We start from the raw sequence: 22,819 nt of genomic DNA, 5'->3' as shown, positions 1-22,819 counted from the left end.
ATCATAGACGGATAAGAACAAGGCCGGCAATGGTAAGTAGGAAAGCCGTCCACTGATAAGGATTCAATCGTTCACGGTATAAGATGATGGCTCCTGCGGCTACAACTAAACTGTTGGCAGCAAAGATGGGACCAGCTATGTTGGCACGCCCCGTCTCGAGCGCGATTGCGTAGAGCTGGAGTCCGCCGTAGGAGAATAGACCGGCGATAAGCCCCCACTTCATCCCGATCGAAGAAGCGCGAATCGACTTCTGCATGAGAGTTGTAACTTGTTCTTGGCCTGCACGGAAACTGCCGAGTGATGTCCTGCGTGTTCGTTCTTGGCGGGCAACGCCGGCAAACCATACTATAGATAAGCTGTAAGCGACGAATAAGATCGGAGCGCTGTCCAGTCCAAGGTCTCCTGTGACTTTCAGACCTCCGTTGCGAATCGCGAAGAGCAGGATGCTGATGCCCACGTAGAAATACCATCGCGGCGCTATCCGAAATGCCTTTTCCTTGCCACGCATGGAGACAAGCACTACTGCTGACAGTAGCAGCAGGACGCCTCCAAGCTCAGTCTTCGAGAGTTGCTCGTTGTAGACGAAGGTGCCAAGCGCAATAACAAGAATGATATTCATATTTGTAAGCGGTGATGTAAGGCTGGCAGGTCCCCATTCCAGCGCTTTCATGAAGAGCGCGTTCCCGAGAGCGGAGCCTGCACCGATGAGCAAGCCTGCGAGCCAAATTCGAGGATCAGCCAGCGATGGCAGCAACGTGTGCTCCAGAGCGGCGTGAATGCCAAATCCGCAGGTCCCGGAAATATAAAGACCCAGAAGCAGGTAAGCGGAGGAACCGCTCTGCATCTGGGACACCTTCATCCACCAGCCAGCGAGCCCGAACAGTACTGCACTGCTGACGGCTGCTGCAAACCACATGTCAATTCCACCTTTAATAAATGTTACACAAATGAAATGGTTCTGTTATAGTTCCTTCATATTGGAGGGGTATTATAGTAACCAAGACCCCCTTTTGATTATATATGACTTTGGACCTGCCGCGTGCAGGTCCACTTTTTTATCTATAGAGCCACACGAACCGGCTTCTTGTTCTTGTAATAAAACCATTCCGTAAACCCGATTTCTTTGAGACGCTTCGCAACAAGCTCCCAATCTTCGCCGACTCGGCTCGGCTTATGCGCATCAGACCCGAACGATACGGTCACGCCAAAGTGAAGTGCACGCTCCAATATCGCATCAGAAGGATACCAGCCGCCTGCATCTTTTGTTTTGCCGGAGGTGTTGATTTCGATGGAAACGCTGCTCTCCCCAATGTGTTTCAGGCAATCATCAATTGCATCATCGGCGGCAAGCGCAGAGAAAGCGGGATAGTACCCTTTCATCGCATCGATATGACCGAGAATTTGAAACATGCCGCTGCGTGCGGATTGGCCGATAAGATCGTAATAATGACGTTTTTCATCGATTTGCTGTTCCTCGGAGAGTTTTTTCCAACGGTTGCGATTGAAGATGCTGACACCTCGCGATTGGTGGACAGATCCGATAATATAGTCAAAAGGATAACCGGCATATACATCGCGATAGACCTGCGCATGCTGGGGGAAGAAGTCGGACTCGACGCCGAGCAGAACATCGATCTTGCCTTCATATTTGGCTTTAAGCCTCAGCACTTCCTCGACATAACGAGCAAATTCGCTTTTTCCCATTGCTATGCCTGGGCTAGGTTGTTCCTCTTCGCTTGCGAAATAAGGGGAATGATCCGAAATTCCGATGACGGACAGACCTTCCTTAATTCCAGCTTTGATATAGTCCTCGATATTGTCGTCTGCATGTCCACACCGGAAGTGGTGCGTATGTAAGTCGAATTTCAAACTGAATCTCCTCCTACTCGCTGCTAATGAAATGATCTTCGGGCATACCCTTCAAATCGCTCAAAAACTGCTGCATCGCTGAGTTGATATACCGTCCTGACTTATAAACTAATCCGACCGGATGGCTCATATCGAGCTCATTTACTTTAATCCGCTTCAGTGTTCCGAGCTGTACCTCTTTGGCAATGGAAAGCTTAGAGACCACTGCGGCACCTAAATTGATCTCGACCATCCGTTTCACTTCCTCACTGCTCGAAAGCTCCATCACGATGTTAGGGTGCAGGTTATATTTGCGGAAAATCTGATCCAGAAAACGTCGTCCTAATGTGTCCGGCGAGAGCATAATCATGGGTATGTCCTTGAGCGATTCTACGGTAGTATGCTTCAAATGGCTCATGGGATGCTCGGGAGCGACGACAAGTTCATAGGTGTCATAATACAGGATGGACGTTTCCACATTCGGATTGCGTTCCGACAGATAGGTGATCCCGATATCGACGGAGCCATTCTCGACACTGGCCATAACCCCGGAAGAGGGCATGGAGTGAATCGTTGTTTTGATAAGCGGAAATTGGTTTTGAAAATAAGACAGCACCCGAGGCAAAATTTGAATCGCGATGGAAGAGGTTGTTCCCAGCACGATATGACCTTGCGGCGTTTGGCTTAGGTCTGAGAGCTTCTGCTTCAATTCTTCTACGATGGCTAATATGCGCTCGGCGTGATCAAGAAACACTTGTCCGCGGTCCGTTAACGTGACGGGTTGATTCCGATCAATTAGAACCGTTTTAAACTCATCCTCTAAGCTTTTGATTTGAGCAGAAACAGCCGGCTGCGTTAGATTAAGCAGCTCTCCTGCTTTGCGAAAGCTCATGGTGCGTGAGATGGTTAACAACGTTTCAAGTTGGTTAATATTCACGGAATCCCTCCTTTAGCGATTAAAGATTTTTATCACAGCTATATATCATTATAATGTAAAATCAGCTCGACGGCAAAAGGTACCGAACAGCCGGCAAGCCTTCGTGAGTTGGAGCAGGATTCAATTGATGGGCTGTCGAATGTTGGTTGAAGGTGACAATTCACGCGCTATAAAGGAGCGAAAAGGATGAATCCGAAGGCAGTGCGCAGCTGGATGATGTACGATTGGGCCAATTCTGCTTTTGTCACGACCATTATGGCCGCGGTGATGCCGATTTACTACAAGACGGTGGCAGGCGCAGATTTAAGCGGCAATACAGCTGAGAATTACTGGGGGTATACGCAAACCATCGCGATGATTTTCGTAGCCATTCTATGTCCGATTATGGGAGCGATTGCAGACTACTCTGGTTCAAAGGTGCGTTTCTTATCGGTATTCATGTTCATTGGGTCCATCGCTACGATCTGTATGGCGTTGGTTGGGACGAATGACTGGATGCTTGCCTCAATCCTGGTTGTCATCGGGACGATCGGCTACGCCGCGTCCAACACGTTCTATGATGGATTAATTACGGAGGTTTCGACACCGGAGACACTCAATGCCGTGAGCAATAAAGGGTATGCAATGGGCTACTTAGGCGGTGGTTTACTGCTGCTGGTCAATTTAGTCATGATCGAGAAATGGTCATTAGTGGGCTTTCCCAATAAAACAGCTGCAACGCAGACCGTCTTCGTTACGGTTGGGCTTTGGTGGATCTTATTCTCTCTTCCTATTATGCGCAATGTGAAGGAGACGGCTAAAGGGACTTCCGAAGGTTTCGGCGATATGATGCGGCTCGGGATGCAGCGCATCAATAATACGTTGAAAACGCTGAAGCATTACCCGGAGCTGCTCAAATATATGGCTTCCTTCTGGTTCTTCAACGACGGAATTAGTACGGTTATCGTTATGGCAACCATATATGGCAGCGGCATCGGGATTGAAACGAGTGATTTGATTGCCGCGCTGCTTATCACCCAATTTGTCGGCTATCCGAGCACACTGCTCTTCATCCGATTCGCTTCGCGTATCGGCATGAAGAATTCGCTGTATTGCTCGCTGCTTGTGTATGTTCTGATCGTCATGCTTGGCTTCTTCATGACGAGTGCGCTTCATTTCTATGCGCTAGCCATATTGGTTGGCTTCGTTCAAGGAGGGAGCCAAGCTACGGCAAGGTCACTATACGCAACCTTGGTACCGCCTTCGCGAACGGCCGAATTTTTCGGTTTTCTGAGCTTATCCAGCAAATTTGCAGCGGTTGCCGGACCAGCCGTTTTCGCGGTTGTCGGCACTATAACCGGCTCCAGTCGTTTAGGCATATTGGCGCTGCTCGCGTTCTTCATCATAGGCATCATCCTGCTGTTTTATGTTAATTTTGACAAGGGTCGCAAGGAAGCGCTGGCAGGAGAGGGCACTGTGTAACTTCTTGCCTGCCTTTTCATTGGAGACATCATACGAAGGCATCGTTTGGAAGTACTTCAAGCGATGCCTTTTTCCATGTCGGAGTTCCTATTGAATGAGTATGCAAAAGAGGGTATAATCAACCGAAAAGCGAACTGACGTTCGATCCGTTCTGCAACTTCTACAGTGTCAGTCAGAAAGAGGAGGTATGGCATGAAAGGTACGACACATTTAGCAATTGGCGTCGCAATCGGGGTGGTAGCTGCTGCAACACATCCCATTACGATGACAAATGCTGCGGCATTCATCATCGTTGCGGCATTTTCCGCTTTAAGCGCGGATTTGGATGGTACGAATCTTCTGAGCAGCAAGCTTAGCAAGCCGGCCAGGGTAATCCGTGCACTCATGCTGTGGGGCGGAGTCGCAGCAGGAGCAGCAGCTGCATACTTGTATTGGTTTGAAGCTATGTTTTATCCATATCTCACGATTGCCGCAGCGGTAGTGTTCCTTCTGGGTCTCATCTCTCGCAATGGTATGATCCGAGATGCGCTTGTGAGTAGTATCGGCTTAGGACTTGTGTATGCAGGATATACGATCGGTCATCATTGGTTGATCGGTCTTGGCGTGTACGTTGCATGGGTGCCTTGGCTGAACCACAGGGGGTTAACGCATACCATTTGGGCGGTAGTTGCATGGGGGGCGATCGGATGGGGGCTGGAGCAGCAGCTTGAGATCGAAGGAATCGCCTATACCGCAATAAGCGGCTATCTGTCTCATCTTGTTGCGGATACGTTAACGCCAAGCGGTGTCAAATGGCTGTATCCGCTGACCAAGAAGACCTTTAAGCTTCCGTTCGGCTAACATAATAAAAGCTCTCCTGAGGCCGCGAGCGTCCCGGGAGAGCTTTTATTTTAGCTAATTATAGCCATTCTTTCTTGCGGAAAATGAAAAACATACCGAACCCGAGCAAGAGCATAAACGTGAGCAGCAAGTATGAGCCGCCATGCAGATGGAGACCGGGAATAAAGTCGAAATTCATTCCGTAAATACCGGTAATGAAGGTAAGTGGCATGAAAATCGTGGTTAGCGCGGTAAAGACGCGCATGATTTCATTCGCGCGGTTCGCAAGCGAAGACTGGTAAGCCTCTCGTAAGTTGCCCATCAGATCGCGGTAGGTCTCGAAGGTCTCGGCGATTTTGACGGCATTCTCATAGATATCGCTGAAGTACTTCTGCAATTGATCGTCGATCAGCTTCAGGTCTTTCTTATTAAGCGTCGCAATAAGCTCTTTCTGTGGTCCAAGTACTTTCTTGAGCCAGAGAATCTCGCTTCGAAGTCCAATGATTTCATTCAGATGCGACTTCTTGGTGTGGACCAAAATATCTTCTTCCAAGCTTTCGATCCGCGCTTCAATCCGATCGCCGACGAGGAAGTAATTATCAACGACGATATCGACCAAATGATAGAGGAAACGGTCGGGTCGGCTGACTTGCTCTTCAAGCAGGACCGGTTTCAACGTGCGAAGCTCGTTAATTTTCTGTTTCGTAACGGTAATAATATAATGGCGGCCGAGAAAAATGTTCAAGGCACGTAGAAAAATTTCTTCATCATCAAATCGGATGCTGTTAATTACAATAAAATAATGGCCTTCATGAATTTCAATCTTAGGCCGCTGCTCTTCTTCACTTAAACAGTCTTCGACTGCCAGCTCGTGCAGCGCGAATATCGGCTGGAGCACAGCGAGATCATCTACATCGGCATCAATCCAGTAGAAGCCCTCGGCAGGCGGCACGACGGCTGCATGAATATCATCAACCGGTGCAAAAACACCTTGGTTCACGTGACGGATTTTCATCCGCGTTCCTCCTCTCGTTGTTGCAGTAATTCCCGGATGCCGGTTAAGAGGAGGAGAACAGAATCGAAAACATCAAGCAAGCCATATCGCGCGCTGTGCCATGCTGCTTGCCCTAGTCCATTTATCTAGAAGCGGCGCGTTTGCGAATAGGGTTGGATGACGTGAGCCTTCCTGTTATCTTCCGTGTTAACCGGTTATCAGTGCGGTTGCCCGCAGGCCTCGGGTCGCCTTCCATAGTCGTAAACACCCCTTTAGTGGTCAATTATTCACTACTTAAAGCGTAATTCTTGTCTAGTATACTCCGACAATGTCTTTCCATTCAAGAAGAAAGTAGCGTCTATGGTTCTGTATCAGCATATGCAGGGAAAAGCCCATGGTTACGCGTTTTTTGCCGATGGTGCAGGGGGTCTTCTTGACGGGAATAACGGAATGATTTAAAGTAGGAACTAAGGTATTTCCTTAATTAAATAAGCAAGCTTTCTTATCAAGAGCAGGCGGAGGGACTAGCCCGATGAAGCCCGGCAACCGGCGTGTAAACGTACGGTGCTAATTCTTGCGGAAACGTATGTTTCTGAGAGATGAGAGGCGCATGAACGATACATTTGTGCCCCTCTCTTTGAGAGGGGCTATTTTCATTGCGCTCCTCAGTGACATCAGTGACAATTCAAGCAGACTGGAGAGATTGACATGCCGATTAAAGTACCAGACCAATTGCCTGCCAAAGATGTTCTGACTGATGAGAATATCTTTCTCATGGATGAGAGCGTAGCCTATCATCAGGATATTCGGCCGCTGCGGATAGCCATTCTCAATCTAATGCCAACTAAAGAAACGACCGAAACGCAGCTGCTGCGCTTGATCGGGAACACGCCGCTGCAGGTGGAAGTTGTGCTGCTTCATCCACGTACCCATACGTCGAAGAATACATCGTCCGAGCATTTGGAGTCGTTTTATAAAACGTTCGAGGATATTAAGCACGAATATTATGACGGCTTAGTTATCACCGGCGCACCTGTAGAGACGCTTCCATTCGAAGAGGTCAACTATTGGGAAGAGCTGAAGGATATTATGGATTGGTCGGCTCGTCGTGTAACGTCAACCTTCCATATCTGTTGGGGCGCACAAGCCGGACTGTATCACCATTACGGCATTCCCAAGTACGAGCTGGAGGAAAAGGTGTTCGGCGTATTCCCGCATACAGTTGAGAAGCGCAATGTTCCGCTTGTACGCGGTTTTGACGAGTTATTCCTTGTTCCGCAGTCGCGCCATACGGAAGTGCGCCGCGATGATATCGCCGATATATCGGATCTCGATATTCTGTCTGAATCGCCGGAGGCTGGTGTTTATCTGGTCGCTTCCAAGGACGGCAGACAAGTATTCGTAACCGGGCATTCGGAGTATGATCCGCTGTCGCTCAAGGCCGAATACGATCGCGATGTAGCCAAAGGAATGGATATTGCTTTACCGAAGAATTACTATCCAAACAACGATCCATCGAAGATTCCGCTGTCGAGCTGGAGAGCACATGCCAATCTGTTGTTCTCAAACTGGCTGAATTACTATGTTTATCAGCAAACCCCTTATGATTTGGGTGCAGGCATTTAAATAAGAAATTCATTAATCGACGAGAGGGAGTCCCTTCAGATGAAAATAGAAAGCCGTTTAGCACAAATTGGATCCATTAAAGAGCCTGTTACCGGAGCTGTGAGCTTCCCTGTGTACCAAGCAACAGCTTTCCGCCACCCGAAGCTTGGCGAAAGCACCGGCTTTGACTATGCCCGCACCAAGAGTCCAACTCGCAGCGTGCTGGAAGAAGCAGCTGCAGAGCTGGAGTCCGGTGACGCTGCGTTTGCTTGCAGCAGCGGCATGGCTGCACTGACGACTGTTTTCTCGCTGTTTGGTCAAGGCGATCATTTGCTCGTTTCCTTGGATCTATACGGTGGTACATACCGTTTGCTGGAGCGTATTATGACTCGCTTCGGCGTATCGGCTTCTTACGTAGATACGAATGACATTGATGCGTTGAATCAGCTGGTTACCCCAGCTACGAAGGCGATCTTGATTGAGACACCTACGAATCCTCTGATGATGATTACGGATTTGGAGCGGGTTTGTTCATGGGCGAAGTCCAAAGGCTTGCTGTCCATTGTAGATAATACGCTGCTCACTCCGTTCTTCCAGCGTCCGATTGAACTCGGCGCAGACATCATCGTGCATAGCGCGACGAAGTACCTTGGCGGTCACAATGACGTGCTGGCAGGCTTGATCGTAACGAAGGGCAAGGAATTGTCCACTGAAATGGGCTTCCTCCACAACTCGCTGGGCGCTGTTCTTGGACCACAGGATTCGTGGCTTCTGATGCGCGGCATGAAGACGCTGGCACTGCGGATGGAACGCCATCAAGCGAATGCGACCGCAATCGCGAATTGGTTGCTGACGCATGAAGCAATAGAGGATGTGTACTATCCGGCGCTGCCTCATCACCCGGGACATGAGGTGCAGAACCGCCAGTCCTCCGGCAACACGGGCATCTTCTCTTTCCGCTTGAAGAATGCCGCTTATGTAGAGCCGATCCTTCGTCATATTAAGCTGATTGCTTTCGCAGAAAGTCTCGGCGGCGTGGAATCGTTGATGACATATCCGGCTGTTCAAACGCATGCGGATATTCCGCTCGAAATTCGTCAGCGAATCGGCGTAGATGACCGTCTGCTTCGTTTCTCGGTCGGCATTGAGCATGTGAATGATTTGATCGCGGATTTGGCGCAAGCCTTTGAAGCAGCAAAACGTGAGCTTGGGGAGGCATAAACCATCATGGCAGAGCAGAATCCAGACAAGGGCAAGGACAAGAACGACAAGCAATTTGCGACGAAATTGATTCATTTCGGTGCCGAAATCGATAGCCATACCGGCGCATCGAGCGTGCCGATTTATCAAGCTTCCACCTTCCATCATCATGATATCTTTAATCCGCCGACTTACGATTACAGCCGTTCTGGCAATCCGACGCGTCAGGCTTTGGAAGATTACATTACGCTGCTTGAAGGCGGCGTTCGCGGGTTTGCGTTTGCATCCGGTATGGCAGCCATCTCGACAGCGTTCCTGCTGTTCTCGACGGGCGATCACATCATTGTAACGGAGGACGTTTACGGTGGTACCTACCGTTTGCTGACGACGGTGCTGAACCGTCTTGGCATTGAGTCCACCTTCGTGGATATGACGGACTTCGAAGCCGTGAAAGCAGCGCTTCAGCCGAATACGAAAGCCGTATTCATGGAGACACCTTCTAACCCGACGCTGAAAATAACCGATATCGGTGAAATCGCGACTTGGGCAAAGGACCATGAGCTGATTACACTGCTGGACAACACATTTATGACACCATACCATCAGCGCCCGATCGAGCTTGGTGTGGATATCGTCCTGCACAGCGCGACGAAGTTTCTGGGCGGCCACAGTGACGTGCTTGCAGGGCTTGCCGTTGTGGCAACAGAAAGCCTCGGCCGCAGGCTGAAGCAGCTGCAGAACGGTCTTGGCACTGTTCTTGGCACGCAAGAATCATGGCTGCTGATTCGCGGTATGAAGACGCTGCAAGCGCGCATGGAACATAGCGAACGCAGCGCTCGCAAGCTGGCAGAATGGCTCGACAGCAATCCGGATGTCACACGTGTTTATTATCCGGGGCTTGCGAACCACCCTCGCCGCGAGGTGCACGAGAAACAATCCAAAGGATACGGTGCAGTCGTGTCCTTCGATGTGGGCGACGGCGAACGCGCCAAAGCCGTTCTCAGCCGCGTGAAGCTTCCGCTTGTAGCGGTAAGTCTTGGTGCTGTTGAAAGTATTTTGTCATATCCGGCTATGATGTCGCATGCGGCGATGCCGCGTGAGGTTCGTCATGAACGTGGGATTACGGACGGTTTGCTTCGTTATTCGGTTGGACTTGAGGATATTGATGACCTGATTGCAGATCTGGATCAGGCGCTTAAGGGGTAATTAGGCAGAATGCTCCATTCGAAGCTCTGGCTTCGAACGGAAACCAATCCGCCTAAAGCGGAATGCTCCATTCGAAGCTCTGGCTTCGAACGGAAACCAATCCGCCTAAAGCAGAATGCTCCATTCGAAGCTCTGGCTTCGAACGGAAACCAATCCGCCTAAAGCGGAATGCTCCATTCGAAGCTCTGGCTTCGAACGGAAACCAATCCGCCTAAAGCGGAATGCTCCATTCGAAGCTCTGGCTTCGAACGGAAACCAATCCGCCTAAAGGCGCAAATAATGCGATACGCGGCAGTCCCGGCGGACTAGCCGCGTTTTTCGCCGTTTAGACTGGCTTTTTCGGCCGTTGACGGTGCATGACGCTGGTTAGTGTTTGTGGTAGTATTAGTTGAACGTTAAGCAAGTGACGGATATGTTTATAGAGAAGGAGGTCTCCACTATGCAGCAGGTAGATCGCATTTTAGATAAAGCACTGCAAGGAGAACGGATTGGACTTGAGGAGTGCGTGACACTATTTGAATCCGATGAAATTGAGAAAATGGGCCATGTGGCCAATCAGATTATGCTTCGGCATCATCCTGATCCAATAACGACCTTCGTTGTCGGACGTAACATCAACTACACGAATGTATGCGATGTGTACTGCCGTTTCTGCGCGTTTTATCGCGCACCAGGCTCGAAGGAAGGGTATGTGCTTCCGGATGAACTCATTCTGCAGAAGATTAAAGAGACGATGGATGTCGGCGGAACCGAAATTCTGATGCAGGGCGGCGTAAATCCAGAGCTGCCATTCACGTATTACTTGGACTTATTACGTAAGATCAAAAAGCATTATCCAGGCATTACGATGCATTCCTTCTCCCCAGCGGAGATTCATAAAATGGTGCTCCTCTCAGGCGGGCTTTCGCTTGAAGAAGTGCTGCGTGAGCTGAATCGCGCAGGACTTGATTCGCTGCCGGGCGGCGGCGGCGAAATTCTCGATGACCGGACAAGACGTAAGATCAGCCGATTGAAAGGCTCTTGGACGGACTGGATGGACGTCATGAAGACCGCTCACCGCATCGGCATGAACACGACGGCTACGATGGTTATCGGGTTCGGCGAAGAGATGGAGGAGCGTGCGCTTCATTTGCTTCGTGTCCGTGATGCGCAGGATGAGTGCATTTCGAACGGCTATAACTCCAAAGGTTTCCTGGCGTTCATTCCGTGGACATTCCAGCCGGAGAACACGAACATGAAGCGGGAGAAGGCGACGCCTGAAGAGTACTTGAAGACATTGGCGATCAGCCGCATTACACTCGACAATATCGATAATTTCCAATCTTCATGGGTAACCATGGGGCCGGATGTAGGCAAGCTTTCCCTTTCCTACGGCTGTAATGACTTCGGCAGCACGATGATTGAAGAGAACGTCGTCTCGGCTGCAGGTACAACGCATAAGGTGAATATCGATTCCATTCTTCGTTTGATTCGCGAAACAGGCAAAATCCCTGCACAGCGTAACACTCGTTATGAGATTCTGAAGATGTATAACGATGAATCCGAAATGGCGCAGAACGACTTTATCATGCAAAACTAACAGACAGTCCAAATAAAAAAGCTTCCCTTCAGGAATTATTGTTCCTGGCGGGAAGCTTTTGTTTGTTTGAAATATAAGAAAGTTAAGTTTCACCTTAAGCGAGCTGACTTTGCTGATACTGTTCCAAATTGGAAACCATAATACGGTTCTTGCCGGTGGTTTTCGCTTTATAAAGCGCCGAATCGACACGATTGAAGAAATGCTCTTTCCCTTCGCCTGAACAATATTCAGCGAATCCGGCGCTGACGGTGACAGGGTTAGCTCCCAGCGTCTCATGAGTCAGTTTGGCGATTTCTTCTCGAATTAGCTCGGTTATGATATAGGATTCGGTACTGGATTTGTCCGTATAGAGAATTGCGAATTCCTCGCCGCCGTAACGAGCGACGAAATCATTGGCGCAAGCTTTGCTGCGAATGAGCTCTGAGACGGATTTGAGTACCGCATCACCGGCACGGTGGCCGAACGTATCGTTGACGAGTTTGAAATTATCGATATCGATGATCGCAAGCTGCAGTGGCAGTCCATTGCGCTCATGCTGGTCAATGAGTCTTTCCATGTATTCGTGGAATGTAATGTGATTGTACAGGTCGGTTAAGGCGTCCGTCTTCGCAAGCTTGTCCATCCATATCGTCTTTACGAGGAGCTGTTGATTGGATTCGAAATACGATTTCAAATGATCGAGCAGCTCGCGGCCGCGGCTCAGAATTCCCCAAGCCACAAGTGTAAATACACTGAACATGACGGTGATGGTCGTAAGTCCTACGAGCGAAATGTCCGTATGCATGAGATCATTCGTCCAGTACATCATGTATAGCGATGTCAGCGTATTGGCTAATGCAAATAGGAGCTTTGGGGTCTGGAAATAAAATATCGATACCATGACGGGTAAGAAAAGGGCGATCAGTAAGTAGTTGATGGAGTTGTGGACATAAACAACGATGAAGGCGAGCACAGTGGATGTGAGAATGAGTATGTAGTCTTGATATTTCCCTTTAAATAAGCGAAGCCCTGTCTCGGCGAGGAAGAGGAGTCCGAGCAGAAGCAGCGAGGGTCTAACCATATATTCGATAATGAACTGAGTAGTGGGAACTTCAGTAATGGTTAAATATAGACATTCTAATCCGATCGTAATGATCAAGATGGCCCAGAAGCCATTTAGGAGCATGCGATTCCAACGAGATCTGTTGTAATTTATCGATTCATAATCCATGGGATTCACTCCGAGTATGCAGCTTCATTTGGTACTAAATATACCATGAATCCCCTTCCATTCCAATCCCCAACCAGCTGTGCCAATGGCTACATCGTATATATGCTTTTATAGAACCATATACTGTTAAGGAAGCCCGATTTGACCTCTGGATTACATGTGAAAATAACCCTGAATGACCTTCCCGTCTGTTCGTTTAATGCCCAATCTGCCGGAGTGCCGGCCACTATATTCAGCCCGCTTAACCGCTGGCCACTATTCGCAAAAACTTTTAGGAGTGAGCCTATGGAACTGTTCACTGTTTCTTTGCTTTCGGCTTCCCGTGAAGCGATTGATCGACTGCACCATTGTTTGAGCGAGGAATTTGTCGATTTACATAGCGATAAGGATACCGTTGTTCCGTTCGTGAGCTTCACAAGACCTGAGTACGAAACGATGGAAATTTCATGTCTTGTTGACCTTGCAGATTTCAAACTCGCTACGGACGGCCCGCGGATGTACCGGAGATCTGCTACAGCGTTTGCCCGCTACATTATGTCTGAGCTTGAGCCTATGCTTCTGAAGGCGATCATACGCAAGCAGTTTCATTATGAAGTGGTCAAAGAGATCGAAGTGCTCGAACGTTATTGCCAAAATATACTTTACGGCGCCGCTGTCCCAGCCGTTCAGGAGGACGCCACCGATACAGCTATGCTGCGTTCGGACAGAGAACGTCGATTGGGGAAAGTGGCAGATGAGATTGAGCAATTTCTGAGCAGCAATACCCGTCTGCATCTCGATGGCTTTGTAACGTTTAGACTCGCCGCATACTGGCAAGAACTGAAGGAAGTCGTTGCTTATGCGGTTGATGAATATGTCATGGATAAGCAATACCAGGAATTTATCTCGCTGCTGAAATATTTTGTTCGGATGCAGGAAGTTAAGCTCCCGATCGTGCATGTGCTGCACAAGGGAGGCAGTGATTTCGTGCTCTACGATCAAGAGTTTCAAATGCTGGAAACGGTGCCGGCCGACCGCATCGTAGCGGAAATGCTGGAGTCTGAAATGAACATGGAGGACATGATTGTCAGTACGCTGATTACGGTGTCGCCGCAGCAAATCGTTATTCATACTCGGCAGCCTGAGCTGCCTGTGATGCGCACATTAGAAACGATATTTGAGCATCGGGTACGGCTGTGCTGCACATGCGGCCATTGCAGTTACTTCTTCGATGACCAAGGGCTGCCAATCGTGCAGACAACAGATGTGGTTTCGGAGAAGCGGGTACGCAATGTCATTCCATGAGAAGACATGTATACTGCAAAAATGGGCTTGACCTGTCAGTCGGTGTCAGCTTATAATGATTCACATGTAAAAGCAATGACAAAGACATGTATCACCAGCAATGCTCGATTCAGAGAGAGGAACCTAGGCTGAAATTTCCTCGCGATGCAGCGGCGATATACCCCTTTGTAGCTGTGTAGTTGAACCCGCGCTTCCATTATGAAGCTTGGTAGTAAGCTAAACCGGGCCGTTCCCGTTATAGGACGTCTACAAGGATCAGTTGCCATATCGTTAGGTGCTGATTGAACTAGGGTGGAACCACGGGTCTATTAGAGCACTCGTCCCTTTGCGGGATGCGTGCTTTTTTTGTTGGCTGCATGCCGCATAGATAGCAAATTTCGGTATTGCGAGTGCACTCTGATGCAGCTGCAAGAACCACTTCCAGGAGGAACGAAGGATATGGCGATTCAAGTCAAGCTTCCCGACGGCGCAGTTCGGGAATACGAGCAAGGTACAACAATTGAAGAAGTTGCAGGTTCGATTAGCAATGGCCTGCGCAAGAACGCAATTGCCGGTAAAGTGGATGGTAAAGTAGTGGATGTGTATACACCGCTTGAGGGTCATGTTGCTCTCGAAATCGTAACGGTTGAATCTGCTGACGGTCTTGAAGTGTATCGTCATAGTACTGCACATCTGATGGCACAGGCGATTAAACGACTGTTTGGCAACAATGATGTGAAGCTGGGGATCGGACCTGTTATCGAAGACGGCTTCTATTATGACATCGATATGGAGCAGTCTCTTACACCTGAGGATCTAGTCAAAATCGAGAAAGAAATGGAGCGTATCGTGCAGGAGGATCTGCCGATCCGTCGCCGTGTCGTAAGCCGCGAAGAAGCGATCGCCATCTTCACTGAAATTGCCGATCCACTCAAATTAGAGCTTATTCGCGACCTGCCTGCAGAATCGCAAATTACAATTTATGATCAAGGCGAGTTCTTTGATCTATGCCGCGGACCGCATTTGCCTTCCACTGGCAAGATTAAAGCATTCAAGCTGCTTAGCGTTGCCGGCGCTTACTGGCGCGGCGATTCGAAGAATAAGATGCTGCAGCGGATTTACGGCACAGCATTCCCTAAGAAAGCGCAGCTGGATGAGCATCTTCATTTCCTGGAGGAAGCGAAGAAACGCGATCACCGTAAACTCGGCCGCGAGCTGAAGATGTTCACTTTCTCCCGGGAAGTCGGTCAAGGGCTTCCGCTATGGCTGCCAAACGGTGCACGTCTGCGCAGAACAATGGAGCGCTATATTGTGGACTTGGAAGAAAGCCTAGGCTACCAACATGTCTACACACCAGTACTTGCTAACGTTGAATTGTACAAAACAAGCGGACACTGGGAGCATTACAGCGAGGATATGTTCCCGAAAATGATCATGGACAACGAGGAACTCGTTCTTCGTCCGATGAACTGCCCGCATCATATGATGGTGTTCAAGAGCGATATGCGTTCGTATCGCGATCTTCCGGTTCGGATTGCTGAGCTTGGCACCATGCACCGCTACGAAATGTCCGGAGCATTGACAGGCTTGCACCGCGTGCGTGCGATGACACTGAATGACGCTCATATTTTCTGTCGTCCGGATCAAATCAAAGAAGAATTCGCGCGCGTTGTTACGCTAATTCGTCAAGTTTATGAGGATTTCGGCATCAAGGATTACCGTTTCCGTCTATCCTACCGTGATCCGCAGGATACAGAGAAATACTTCCAAAATGATGAAATGTGGGAAATGTCGCAGCGTATGCTCCGCGAGGTTGTTGAAGAGCTAGGCCTGCCATTCTTCGAAGCTGAAGGCGAAGCGGCGTTCTACGGACCGAAGCTCGACGTTCAAATCAAGACGGCGCTTGGCAAAGAGGAGACACTGTCGACTGCACAGCTGGATTTCTTGCTTCCGGAGCGCTTCGAGCTGGAGTATGTCGGCGATGACGGCAAGAAGCACCGTCCGGTCGTTATCCACCGCGGCATTATCAGCACAATGGAGCGTATGACAGCATTCTTGCTGGAGAATTTCGCTGGTGCGCTGCCACTGTGGCTGTCGCCTATACAAGCCAAAATCATCCCGGTTTCGGTTGCCTACGAAGCTTATGCGCGTGAGCTTGAAGCGAAACTGCAGCTTGCAGGCATTCGGGTTGAATCCGATCTTCGCAATGAGAAGTTAGGGTACAAAATTCGCGAAGCACAGCTGGAGAAAGCGCCGTACATGCTCGTAATCGGTGAGAATGAAGCGAATTCCGAATCCGTCTCCGTGCGTAAACGCGGTGAAGGCGATCTGGGATCCATGCCTGTATCCGAGCTAATCGCACAGCTTAAAGCACAAATTGCGCAAAAGCAAATCTAATATAATGTAGCTGGCACATGCTGCCAGCTGGCGCATAAAGCTTGTCGCACTTGGGTATCCTTCGAACTAAGGAGGATAACAACCCAGATGATGACAAGCTTTTTGTCGTTTCAACGTGTAATAACGATCAGTATAGCTGGAATGATGATGATAGTCGGTCTTTTATTCGCCGACTGTACGGCAGCGTGCAGCGTAGGGGCTGAGATTGAACGACATTTCTCGCAGCAACCTGAAAGCAAGCGGAAGCCGGCAACAAAGTCATTCAAGCCTATTCAGGTGATAGCCACAGGCTATACCGCAGGTGTAGAATCAACCGGTAAACGGCCGGGGCATCCGCAATACGGCATTACGTACTCAGGAGTTCGAGTACGAAGAGGCATTGTATCGACAATTGCCGCAGATCCCAAGGTGTTCCCAATCGGGACTCTCTTATATGTACCCGGATACGGATATGGGATCGTTGCCGACACCGGCTCTGCGATTAAAGGGAAAAAGATCGATCTGTATTTTGAGACCAGGAAGCAAGTATTTAAGCAGTGGGGGAAGCGGAAGGTTACTGTTCGGGTGCTGAGGCGAGGTAATGGCAAGCTGACGGAAGCTTGGCTGAATGAGCTGAATGAAGCAGTCACGGCGGAGAAGACGATTCCAAGAGAGCTGCTTGAGTCCTAATCGACATAGAGAGAATGTTCAGCGATTTGTTGAATATTCTCTTTTTTTTGCAGAAAAGGTATGTTAAAATACACGTTGAAAGCGCTATCATCCATAATAAGGGCGGATATCCATGAACGATGAACCATCCCGTACAGAGCCTTATGTATTATCCCAATTAGAAGTATATGAGGACAAGCTGCTTGAGCTCTATAACGAGATGATTCGTGTAGCCTATGCGAAAGTGCATAATAAGTCAGATGCCCAGGATGCGGTTCAGGAAGCGTGGGTGCGTATGCTCACGAAGCAAGACTCGCTTAGGGAGCGCAGCAAGCTCTATTCATGGGCGAAAGTGATCACAACCAATATCGCATCGAACTTGAATAAGAAAGCGGCTCGGAATCGCCCCACAAGCGAATTGGAGTACATGTATAGGTCTCAAGAAGCCAGTTATCGAGATGAAGCGACGGTAATGCTTGAAATAAACGAGCTGCTCGATACGTTGGATTCGGCTTCTCGGGTTATGCTGCTTTATAAATTTTATTACGGCTTCAAGGATGCAGAAATTGCAGCAGTGATGCAGGTTCCGATCGGAACGATTAAAGCCCGAATCCACCGAACGAAGCGGTATTTACGCGACAAAATGATTTAGTAAATATTCATTTCCAGCTTACATAAACTGTTCCCGGCCTTGCCATACTATTGGTTGTACGGGGAGGTGAGCAGGGATGGCGAAAAATAAAAACAATAAATTTAATGCAGCCCAAAGTAAATACAACGCAGAATTTGCTTCAGAAAACGCAGCAAACACAGCTAATGCAACGACGAAAGCCGCATCACAGAAAGCGGAAAAATAAACATAGCTTCCATGTTTTGCGAAGCAGCAAACGGAGAGGGACCCTTTGGGGTCCCTCTTTTCATTTGTGTGGCAGTGAACTATACTATTAGTTAATTCTGACCAATTGTCGAAAAAAGGGGGATCATTTCATGCCGCTATTGCAGCGTTTCCGAACACAAGATACGCCGAATAAGCAAAAAGAAGCAGAACAGAATGCTGTGCTCACGCAATTGATTAATGAGTCATTCGTTATTTCGGATCAATTGACCGCTGCGGTAGAAGAAGTCAATCAGTCAATAGGCCAGTTGACGGATATCGCCGATCAATCTGCAGTCACCGAGGGAGAGCTTCGGTTATGCAGTGAACGTGCAATGGACCGCATTGGCGAGACATTCTCGACGCTGCAAGAAGTAGCCGCATCCGCTGAGCAAATCAGCGATACGGCGCAGCTGCTTGATACAGAAAGTAAAGAAACGAAAGAAGTCGTGCTTGAGGTTTGCCGTTCGTTAACAAACACGGATAAAGTGATGAATGATTTGCAGCAGCATAACGGAACGATGGACCGTCATATCCGTGAGCTGATTGAGCAGACTTCGCGGATCAATGAGATCAACAGCTTCATCCAAGAAATTGTGTCGCAAACATCGCTGCTTGCACTGAATGCTTCGATCGAGGCTGCGCATGCAGGGGAGTTTGGGCGAGGCTTCTCGATTGTCGCTCAGCAAATTAAGAAGCTTGCGGAGCAGAGTCATGAAGCAGTCAGACGCTCAAGCGGGTTGGTTGAAGAGATCGAGAACGGAGTCAAGCAAGTCGTTGCCTCCGTTGATTTGGAGAAAACAGCAGTAGAGCAAGGCATTCGGGAAATGGCGCAAACAAAGAACCGCATGGATTTAATTTTCACGCGTATTCATGAAGTAGACCGTTTGGTCAGCAAGAGCAGTACGGCAAGCAAGCAGCAGACGCAGAGCATGAACGCTACGACAGGCATGCTAAAGGATGTTGTAGATGCGGTGAACCAGACACTTGGAAGCGTAGACGAGACACTTGAGCTTACACATAAACAGCGCAGACAAATTAAGAAGCTGGACCGGATCAGCACTAATTTACATAAATCATCCTCGGAGTTAACCAAAGCAATTGGGCAGGTTGGCATCAAGCACGAAGTGAAAGAAAACGAGATTAACGTAAGCGGGACACTAGAGAAGCTGAGCAAGCTGGCGGCAGATTCAAGACTCTTCTCGCTTGATGAGTCCTCGCATCAAGAGCAGCTTTCACGACTGCTTGGGCAGATGCCGGAGATCGAGGCGATATGGTCGAATCGAGATGATGGCTCGTTTATTTTCTCTCTACCTGAGGCGGGCTTGCTGAATGCCAAAGGTCGTGAGTGGTGGAAGCGGGCTATGGAAGGGAAGGCGTTCACTTCGCCTGTGTATATCTCCGCGATCACGAAGAAACCTTGCTTGACGATCTCAATTCCAATTCGTTCTGTCGAAGGTCGCTTGATTGGTGTCGTAGGAGCTGACATACGCGTCAAATAATTGCCATTTATTTTGATGAAAAAGGTGTTTCCAAACGGGAAATGATCGTGTAAGATAAGTAGTGTAATGAATGATAACATGCGAAGGCAGGGGAGTTGTCATGACAGAACCAATTACTTACACGCCACCTTCTCGTTTGAGGCATCGTAAAGCAGCAGAAGTTATTCCTTTCCTAAACACATATATTGCTAAGAGAGAGCAAGAGATAGCGGAAATTGTCCAGATGGTAGAACGATATGAGAAGCGTCGTCTGCATGAAGAGCGCTCCTATCAGTCGATGTCGACACTTCGCCGGATGCTTACGGGCAAGAAGCCGGATCATCATCTTGCCGTTGAATACATCCATTATGTGAAACGCCCTATGGAGAAAGTACGTACACTCCGCCTTGAGGTGGAGCAAGCACGTGCTATTCTACATAATAACAATCATGCTTCTGATATCATCGAAGTCTCCAGTGAGATGGATGATGAGATGAATTAACCGTTAACCGTCCAAGTGTGGGCGGTTTTTTTGTTTAGATAAGGAAGACGCCGCCTTCTCCGGAGAATGAACTCCAAGAGAGGGCGGCGTCTTTCGTTGAATCTAATTATTTGCGAGCCTTTAGCTGCTCCAGATCAAGGAAATCATGGTCTTGGTTATAAGCCGGTACGCCGTGGATGCCGACGTCAAGTCCGATAAGCTCTTCATCTTTCGAGACACGAACAGGCATGAATCGTTTAATTAGAAGAAGTACAACCCATGTTAATGCGAAACCCCAGATGCTAACGATGACAAGGCCAAGTGCTTGTACGCCAAGTAAGTTCCAGCCTCCGCCGTAGAACAAACCATAGTACTCTTGTCCGATTCCTTTCGTCATCTCAGGCAGTGCAAACAGTCCAACGGCCAGCGTGCCGAGACTGCCGCTGACGCCGTGTACGGCGAATGCGCCAACGGGATCGTCAACGCCTTTGCTTTCAAGAAACTCGGTTGCAAGGACCATCGCAACACCGCAAACCGAACCGATCAAGATGGCCACGCCATCGGAAACAAAGGAACAGCCTGCGGTAATTCCGACTAGACCGGCCAGCGATCCGTTGATGACCATTGGTGGATCCGCTTTCTTATAACGCATCATGGTGAAGAGAATACATATCGCTCCACCTGCTGCTGCAGAAAGCATAGTTGTAACCGCGATATGGCCAATTGAACCATTCGTAGCGCTCAGTGTGCTCCCGGAGTTGAAACCGAACCAGCCAAACCAAAGGATGAATGCGCCAACCGATGCGAGCGGCAGGTTGGAAGGAGGAACGATGTTGCTTTTGCCTTCAGGTGTGAATTTTCCGATACGCGGTCCGATGAAGATCGCTGCAGCGAGTGCTGCGAAACCGCCTAATGCGTGGATAACTGCGGAGCCGGCGAAATCGATCATGCCGAGCTTGCCAAGCCAGCCGCCTACCGCCCAGACCCAGTGTCCGGCAACCGGGTAGATCAAACCTGTCATCGCGATCGCATACAAAATATAAGCTCTAAAATGAATGCGTTCTGCAACGGCGCCGGAAACAATTGAAATAACGGCGATGACGAACGCGCATTGAAACAGCCAATAAGTCTCATGGGAGATATTAATCGCAATGTGAGAAAGGTCTCCATTGAGCAAGAAGCCGGTTGTTCCAATCAAACCGCCTGAATCTTTCCCGTACATCAGGCCAAATCCGATAAAGTAAAAGATTAGTGCGCCGAAGGCGATGTCCACGAAAACCTTCATAATAATGCTGACTGCATTTTTCTGCCTCACAAAGCCTGCTTCGAGAAGCGCAAAGCCGCCTTCCATGAGTAGAATCATTGCAGCCGTAAGCACGACCCAAATCGTATCCAGCCCGGTGGACAGAGTGGCTAAATCCATGCTCTCATCTCCTCTAGTATGTCATGTTAGGTTTTATCTCTCAATCCAATCCGAACCCCATTATATAAGTGCCGTGTTAATGATGTCAACGAGTGAAGTGACAAGACCTCACATGGATGATTTCAAATCGAATAGGGCTCTCATCTGCTCCGTCTCTAGACGTAGGTAAGGGTCAACCGAGAGACCCTTTTATGTCGCTTGCGGCACCTGTTATACTTGGAGTACAAACCTTTGCAGATGCGATTGGGAGCTGGTGGCGGCAATGAACGGGAATTTTATTAGTCGGTTTATGTGGGGCCTCTTCATTATAGTAATGGGCGTAGGCTTAATGTTAAGACAAAGCGGCGTAGTCGATTTTGATATCGGAATGGTGGTTTCCACCTACTGGCCTTTAATGCTGCTCTTCCTTGGCATACAAGGTATGCTCCAGCGAGCGGTTTATGGCAGCGGATCATTCTTCGGTTCATCGATCATGCTCATTATCGGCTTTGTGTTTCTGGGGCGTAATTTAGATTGGTTCGCTTGGTCTGTCGGCGATGTGATGCAATTCGTTGGCCCGTTAATTCTTATAATATTTGGTCTGCGGATGATTCTTAAACCGAAGTCGAAGAAGAAAGAAGAGATAGAGGTTCCGGGTAATGATTGGAAAGCCTACAATTACGGTCAAGTTAATGTAGACATTCCTCCGGCTCCGCCGCTCCATCCGGATCCGACGAGGCCTTCGGATGTGCCTATTCAGGAGGACGTAAGTGAAGCGAGTTCGGAGATGAAGGTGGGAGGAAAGCAGGTTATACCGCCTGTTCAACCAAATGACGCGTATTCGAAACAACAGAAGTGGGAAGAGCAAGCAGCCAGAGCGAGAGAACACTTCGAGAAGCATGCAAGTCATGTCAAGGACCATCGAGAGAAGCACGCACGTCAGGTCAACGACCATCGAGAGAAGCATTTACGAAATGCCAGGCAGCATCACCGGAATGACCGTGTAGAGTGGTGGAATCATGATCCGAACGTACAGACACGATCCGGCTTTATCGGTGATATCTATATGGGCCAAGATTATTGGGAGCTCAAGCCGATGAATATCTCGCATTTTATCGGTGATACGGTGCTTGATTTGACAAAGGCACAAATATTACCAGGTGAGACTACTATAAATATCTCTTCCTTTATAGGCGACGTTAAAGTATATCTGCCTGACGATTACGAAATCGGTGTGCACGTCGTTTCCAGCGCCTTTATCGGCGATGTCGCGGTACTGGAACATAAAGAGGGCGGGATTTTCAAGAACATGGATATCGAAACCCCGCACTTTCAAGAGAATGACAAAAAAATCAGGCTCCACGTCAGTACGTTTATCGGTGATGTGCGCGTTACGAAAGTAGGTTGATGCGCA

At 48.9% G+C, this 22,819-nt stretch carries 20 protein-coding genes and 1 riboswitch; of the genes, 14 read left to right on the top strand and 6 right to left on the bottom strand.

Going from position 1 to position 22,819, the window contains the following annotated elements; translation table 11 throughout:
• Position 1: 1 nt before the first annotated feature.
• From AC506A_RS11645 to AC506A_RS11635, 3 genes are all read right to left on the bottom strand, one after another.
• On the bottom strand, positions 2-916 hold the full coding sequence (locus tag AC506A_RS11645) for an EamA family transporter (RefSeq protein WP_495461175.1): 915 nt from the start codon (positions 914-916) through the stop codon (positions 2-4).
• A gap of 143 nt (positions 917-1,059) precedes the next feature.
• Positions 1,060-1,869: a histidinol-phosphatase gene (locus AC506A_RS11640; protein WP_495461174.1), complete on the bottom strand. Its 810-nt coding sequence runs from the start codon at positions 1,867-1,869 to the stop codon at positions 1,060-1,062.
• 13 nt (positions 1,870-1,882) lie between these two features.
• The gene (locus AC506A_RS11635; protein ID WP_494818423.1) at positions 1,883-2,785 is read right to left on the bottom strand and encodes a LysR family transcriptional regulator; all 903 of its coding nucleotides are present in this window, start codon (positions 2,783-2,785) and stop codon (positions 1,883-1,885) included.
• Positions 2,786-2,971: 186 nt separating this feature from the next.
• Between AC506A_RS11635 and AC506A_RS11630 the strand changes: the two genes are divergently transcribed.
• On the top strand, positions 2,972-4,246 hold the full coding sequence (locus tag AC506A_RS11630) for an MFS transporter (RefSeq protein WP_495461173.1): 1,275 nt from the start codon (positions 2,972-2,974) through the stop codon (positions 4,244-4,246).
• Positions 4,247-4,438: 192 nt separating this feature from the next.
• Entirely contained in the window at positions 4,439-5,086 is a 648-nt protein-coding gene (locus tag AC506A_RS11625) for a metal-dependent hydrolase (protein WP_495461172.1), read from the top strand.
• Between the two features lie 58 nt (positions 5,087-5,144).
• Here AC506A_RS11625 and corA read toward each other — a convergent pair whose 3' ends face one another.
• Positions 5,145-6,080, bottom strand: coding sequence for a magnesium/cobalt transporter CorA (gene corA / locus AC506A_RS11620; protein ID WP_495461171.1), 936 nt, complete (start codon positions 6,078-6,080; stop codon positions 5,145-5,147).
• A gap of 478 nt (positions 6,081-6,558) precedes the next feature.
• Positions 6,559-6,665: riboswitch (SAM riboswitch) on the top strand.
• Between the two features lie 102 nt (positions 6,666-6,767).
• Between corA and metA the strand changes: the two genes are divergently transcribed.
• The 4 genes from metA (at position 6,768) to mqnC (ending at position 11,649) form a co-directional block, all read left to right on the top strand.
• Entirely contained in the window at positions 6,768-7,685 is a 918-nt protein-coding gene (gene metA, locus AC506A_RS11615; RefSeq protein WP_495461170.1) for a homoserine O-acetyltransferase MetA, read from the top strand.
• A 39-nt stretch (positions 7,686-7,724) separates the two neighbouring features.
• A complete protein-coding gene (locus tag AC506A_RS11610; protein WP_495461169.1) occupies positions 7,725-8,885 on the top strand; it encodes a PLP-dependent transferase in 1,161 nt (386 codons plus the stop codon).
• 6 nt (positions 8,886-8,891) lie between these two features.
• Complete coding sequence (locus tag AC506A_RS11605) at positions 8,892-10,070, top strand: aminotransferase class I/II-fold pyridoxal phosphate-dependent enzyme (protein WP_495461168.1); 1,179 nt, start codon at positions 8,892-8,894, stop codon at positions 10,068-10,070.
• A 439-nt stretch (positions 10,071-10,509) separates the two neighbouring features.
• Positions 10,510-11,649, top strand: a complete 1,140-nt coding sequence (mqnC, locus tag AC506A_RS11600; RefSeq protein WP_495461167.1) for a cyclic dehypoxanthinyl futalosine synthase — start codon at positions 10,510-10,512, stop codon at positions 11,647-11,649.
• 94 nt (positions 11,650-11,743) lie between these two features.
• Here the strand turns inward: mqnC and AC506A_RS11595 are convergent, their stop codons facing one another.
• Positions 11,744-12,859, bottom strand: coding sequence for a GGDEF domain-containing protein (locus tag AC506A_RS11595; RefSeq protein ID WP_495461166.1), 1,116 nt, complete (start codon positions 12,857-12,859; stop codon positions 11,744-11,746).
• A gap of 285 nt (positions 12,860-13,144) precedes the next feature.
• Between AC506A_RS11595 and AC506A_RS11590 the strand changes: the two genes are divergently transcribed.
• The 7 genes from AC506A_RS11590 to AC506A_RS11560 all read left to right on the top strand — a co-directional run bounded on the left by AC506A_RS11590 (position 13,145) and on the right by AC506A_RS11560 (position 20,024).
• Positions 13,145-14,143 carry a putative sporulation protein YtxC gene (locus AC506A_RS11590; RefSeq protein WP_495461165.1) on the top strand — a complete coding sequence of 333 codons (999 nt, stop codon included), beginning with the start codon at positions 13,145-13,147 and terminating at the stop codon, positions 14,141-14,143.
• 438 nt (positions 14,144-14,581) lie between these two features.
• A complete protein-coding gene (gene thrS, locus AC506A_RS11585; RefSeq protein ID WP_495461164.1) occupies positions 14,582-16,519 on the top strand; it encodes a threonine--tRNA ligase in 1,938 nt (645 codons plus the stop codon).
• A gap of 87 nt (positions 16,520-16,606) precedes the next feature.
• Positions 16,607-17,188 carry a 3D domain-containing protein gene (locus AC506A_RS11580; RefSeq protein ID WP_495461163.1) on the top strand — a complete coding sequence of 194 codons (582 nt, stop codon included), beginning with the start codon at positions 16,607-16,609 and terminating at the stop codon, positions 17,186-17,188.
• A 112-nt stretch (positions 17,189-17,300) separates the two neighbouring features.
• Positions 17,301-17,819 (top strand): RNA polymerase sigma factor, encoded by a 519-nt coding sequence (locus AC506A_RS11575; RefSeq protein WP_495461162.1) that lies wholly within the window; start codon positions 17,301-17,303, stop codon positions 17,817-17,819.
• Positions 17,820-17,895: 76 nt separating this feature from the next.
• Positions 17,896-18,024: a hypothetical protein gene (locus tag AC506A_RS11570; RefSeq protein WP_494818435.1), complete on the top strand. Its 129-nt coding sequence runs from the start codon at positions 17,896-17,898 to the stop codon at positions 18,022-18,024.
• Positions 18,025-18,154: 130 nt separating this feature from the next.
• Complete coding sequence (locus AC506A_RS11565) at positions 18,155-19,543, top strand: methyl-accepting chemotaxis protein (protein ID WP_495461161.1); 1,389 nt, start codon at positions 18,155-18,157, stop codon at positions 19,541-19,543.
• A gap of 100 nt (positions 19,544-19,643) precedes the next feature.
• Positions 19,644-20,024 carry a hypothetical protein gene (locus tag AC506A_RS11560; RefSeq protein ID WP_495461160.1) on the top strand — a complete coding sequence of 127 codons (381 nt, stop codon included), beginning with the start codon at positions 19,644-19,646 and terminating at the stop codon, positions 20,022-20,024.
• Positions 20,025-20,130: 106 nt separating this feature from the next.
• On the opposite strand, the gene AC506A_RS11555 is transcribed toward AC506A_RS11560, so the two are convergent.
• Positions 20,131-21,426, bottom strand: a complete 1,296-nt coding sequence (locus AC506A_RS11555) for an ammonium transporter (RefSeq protein ID WP_495461159.1) — start codon at positions 21,424-21,426, stop codon at positions 20,131-20,133.
• A 262-nt stretch (positions 21,427-21,688) separates the two neighbouring features.
• Between AC506A_RS11555 and liaF the strand changes: the two genes are divergently transcribed.
• Positions 21,689-22,813, top strand: coding sequence for a cell wall-active antibiotics response protein LiaF (gene liaF / locus AC506A_RS11550; protein WP_495461158.1), 1,125 nt, complete (start codon positions 21,689-21,691; stop codon positions 22,811-22,813).
• Positions 22,814-22,819 lie beyond the last annotated feature (6 nt).

This window comes from Paenibacillus sp. N22P23 (assembly GCF_059383735.1).
This window is presented reverse-complemented; position numbering and strand designations above follow the sequence as displayed.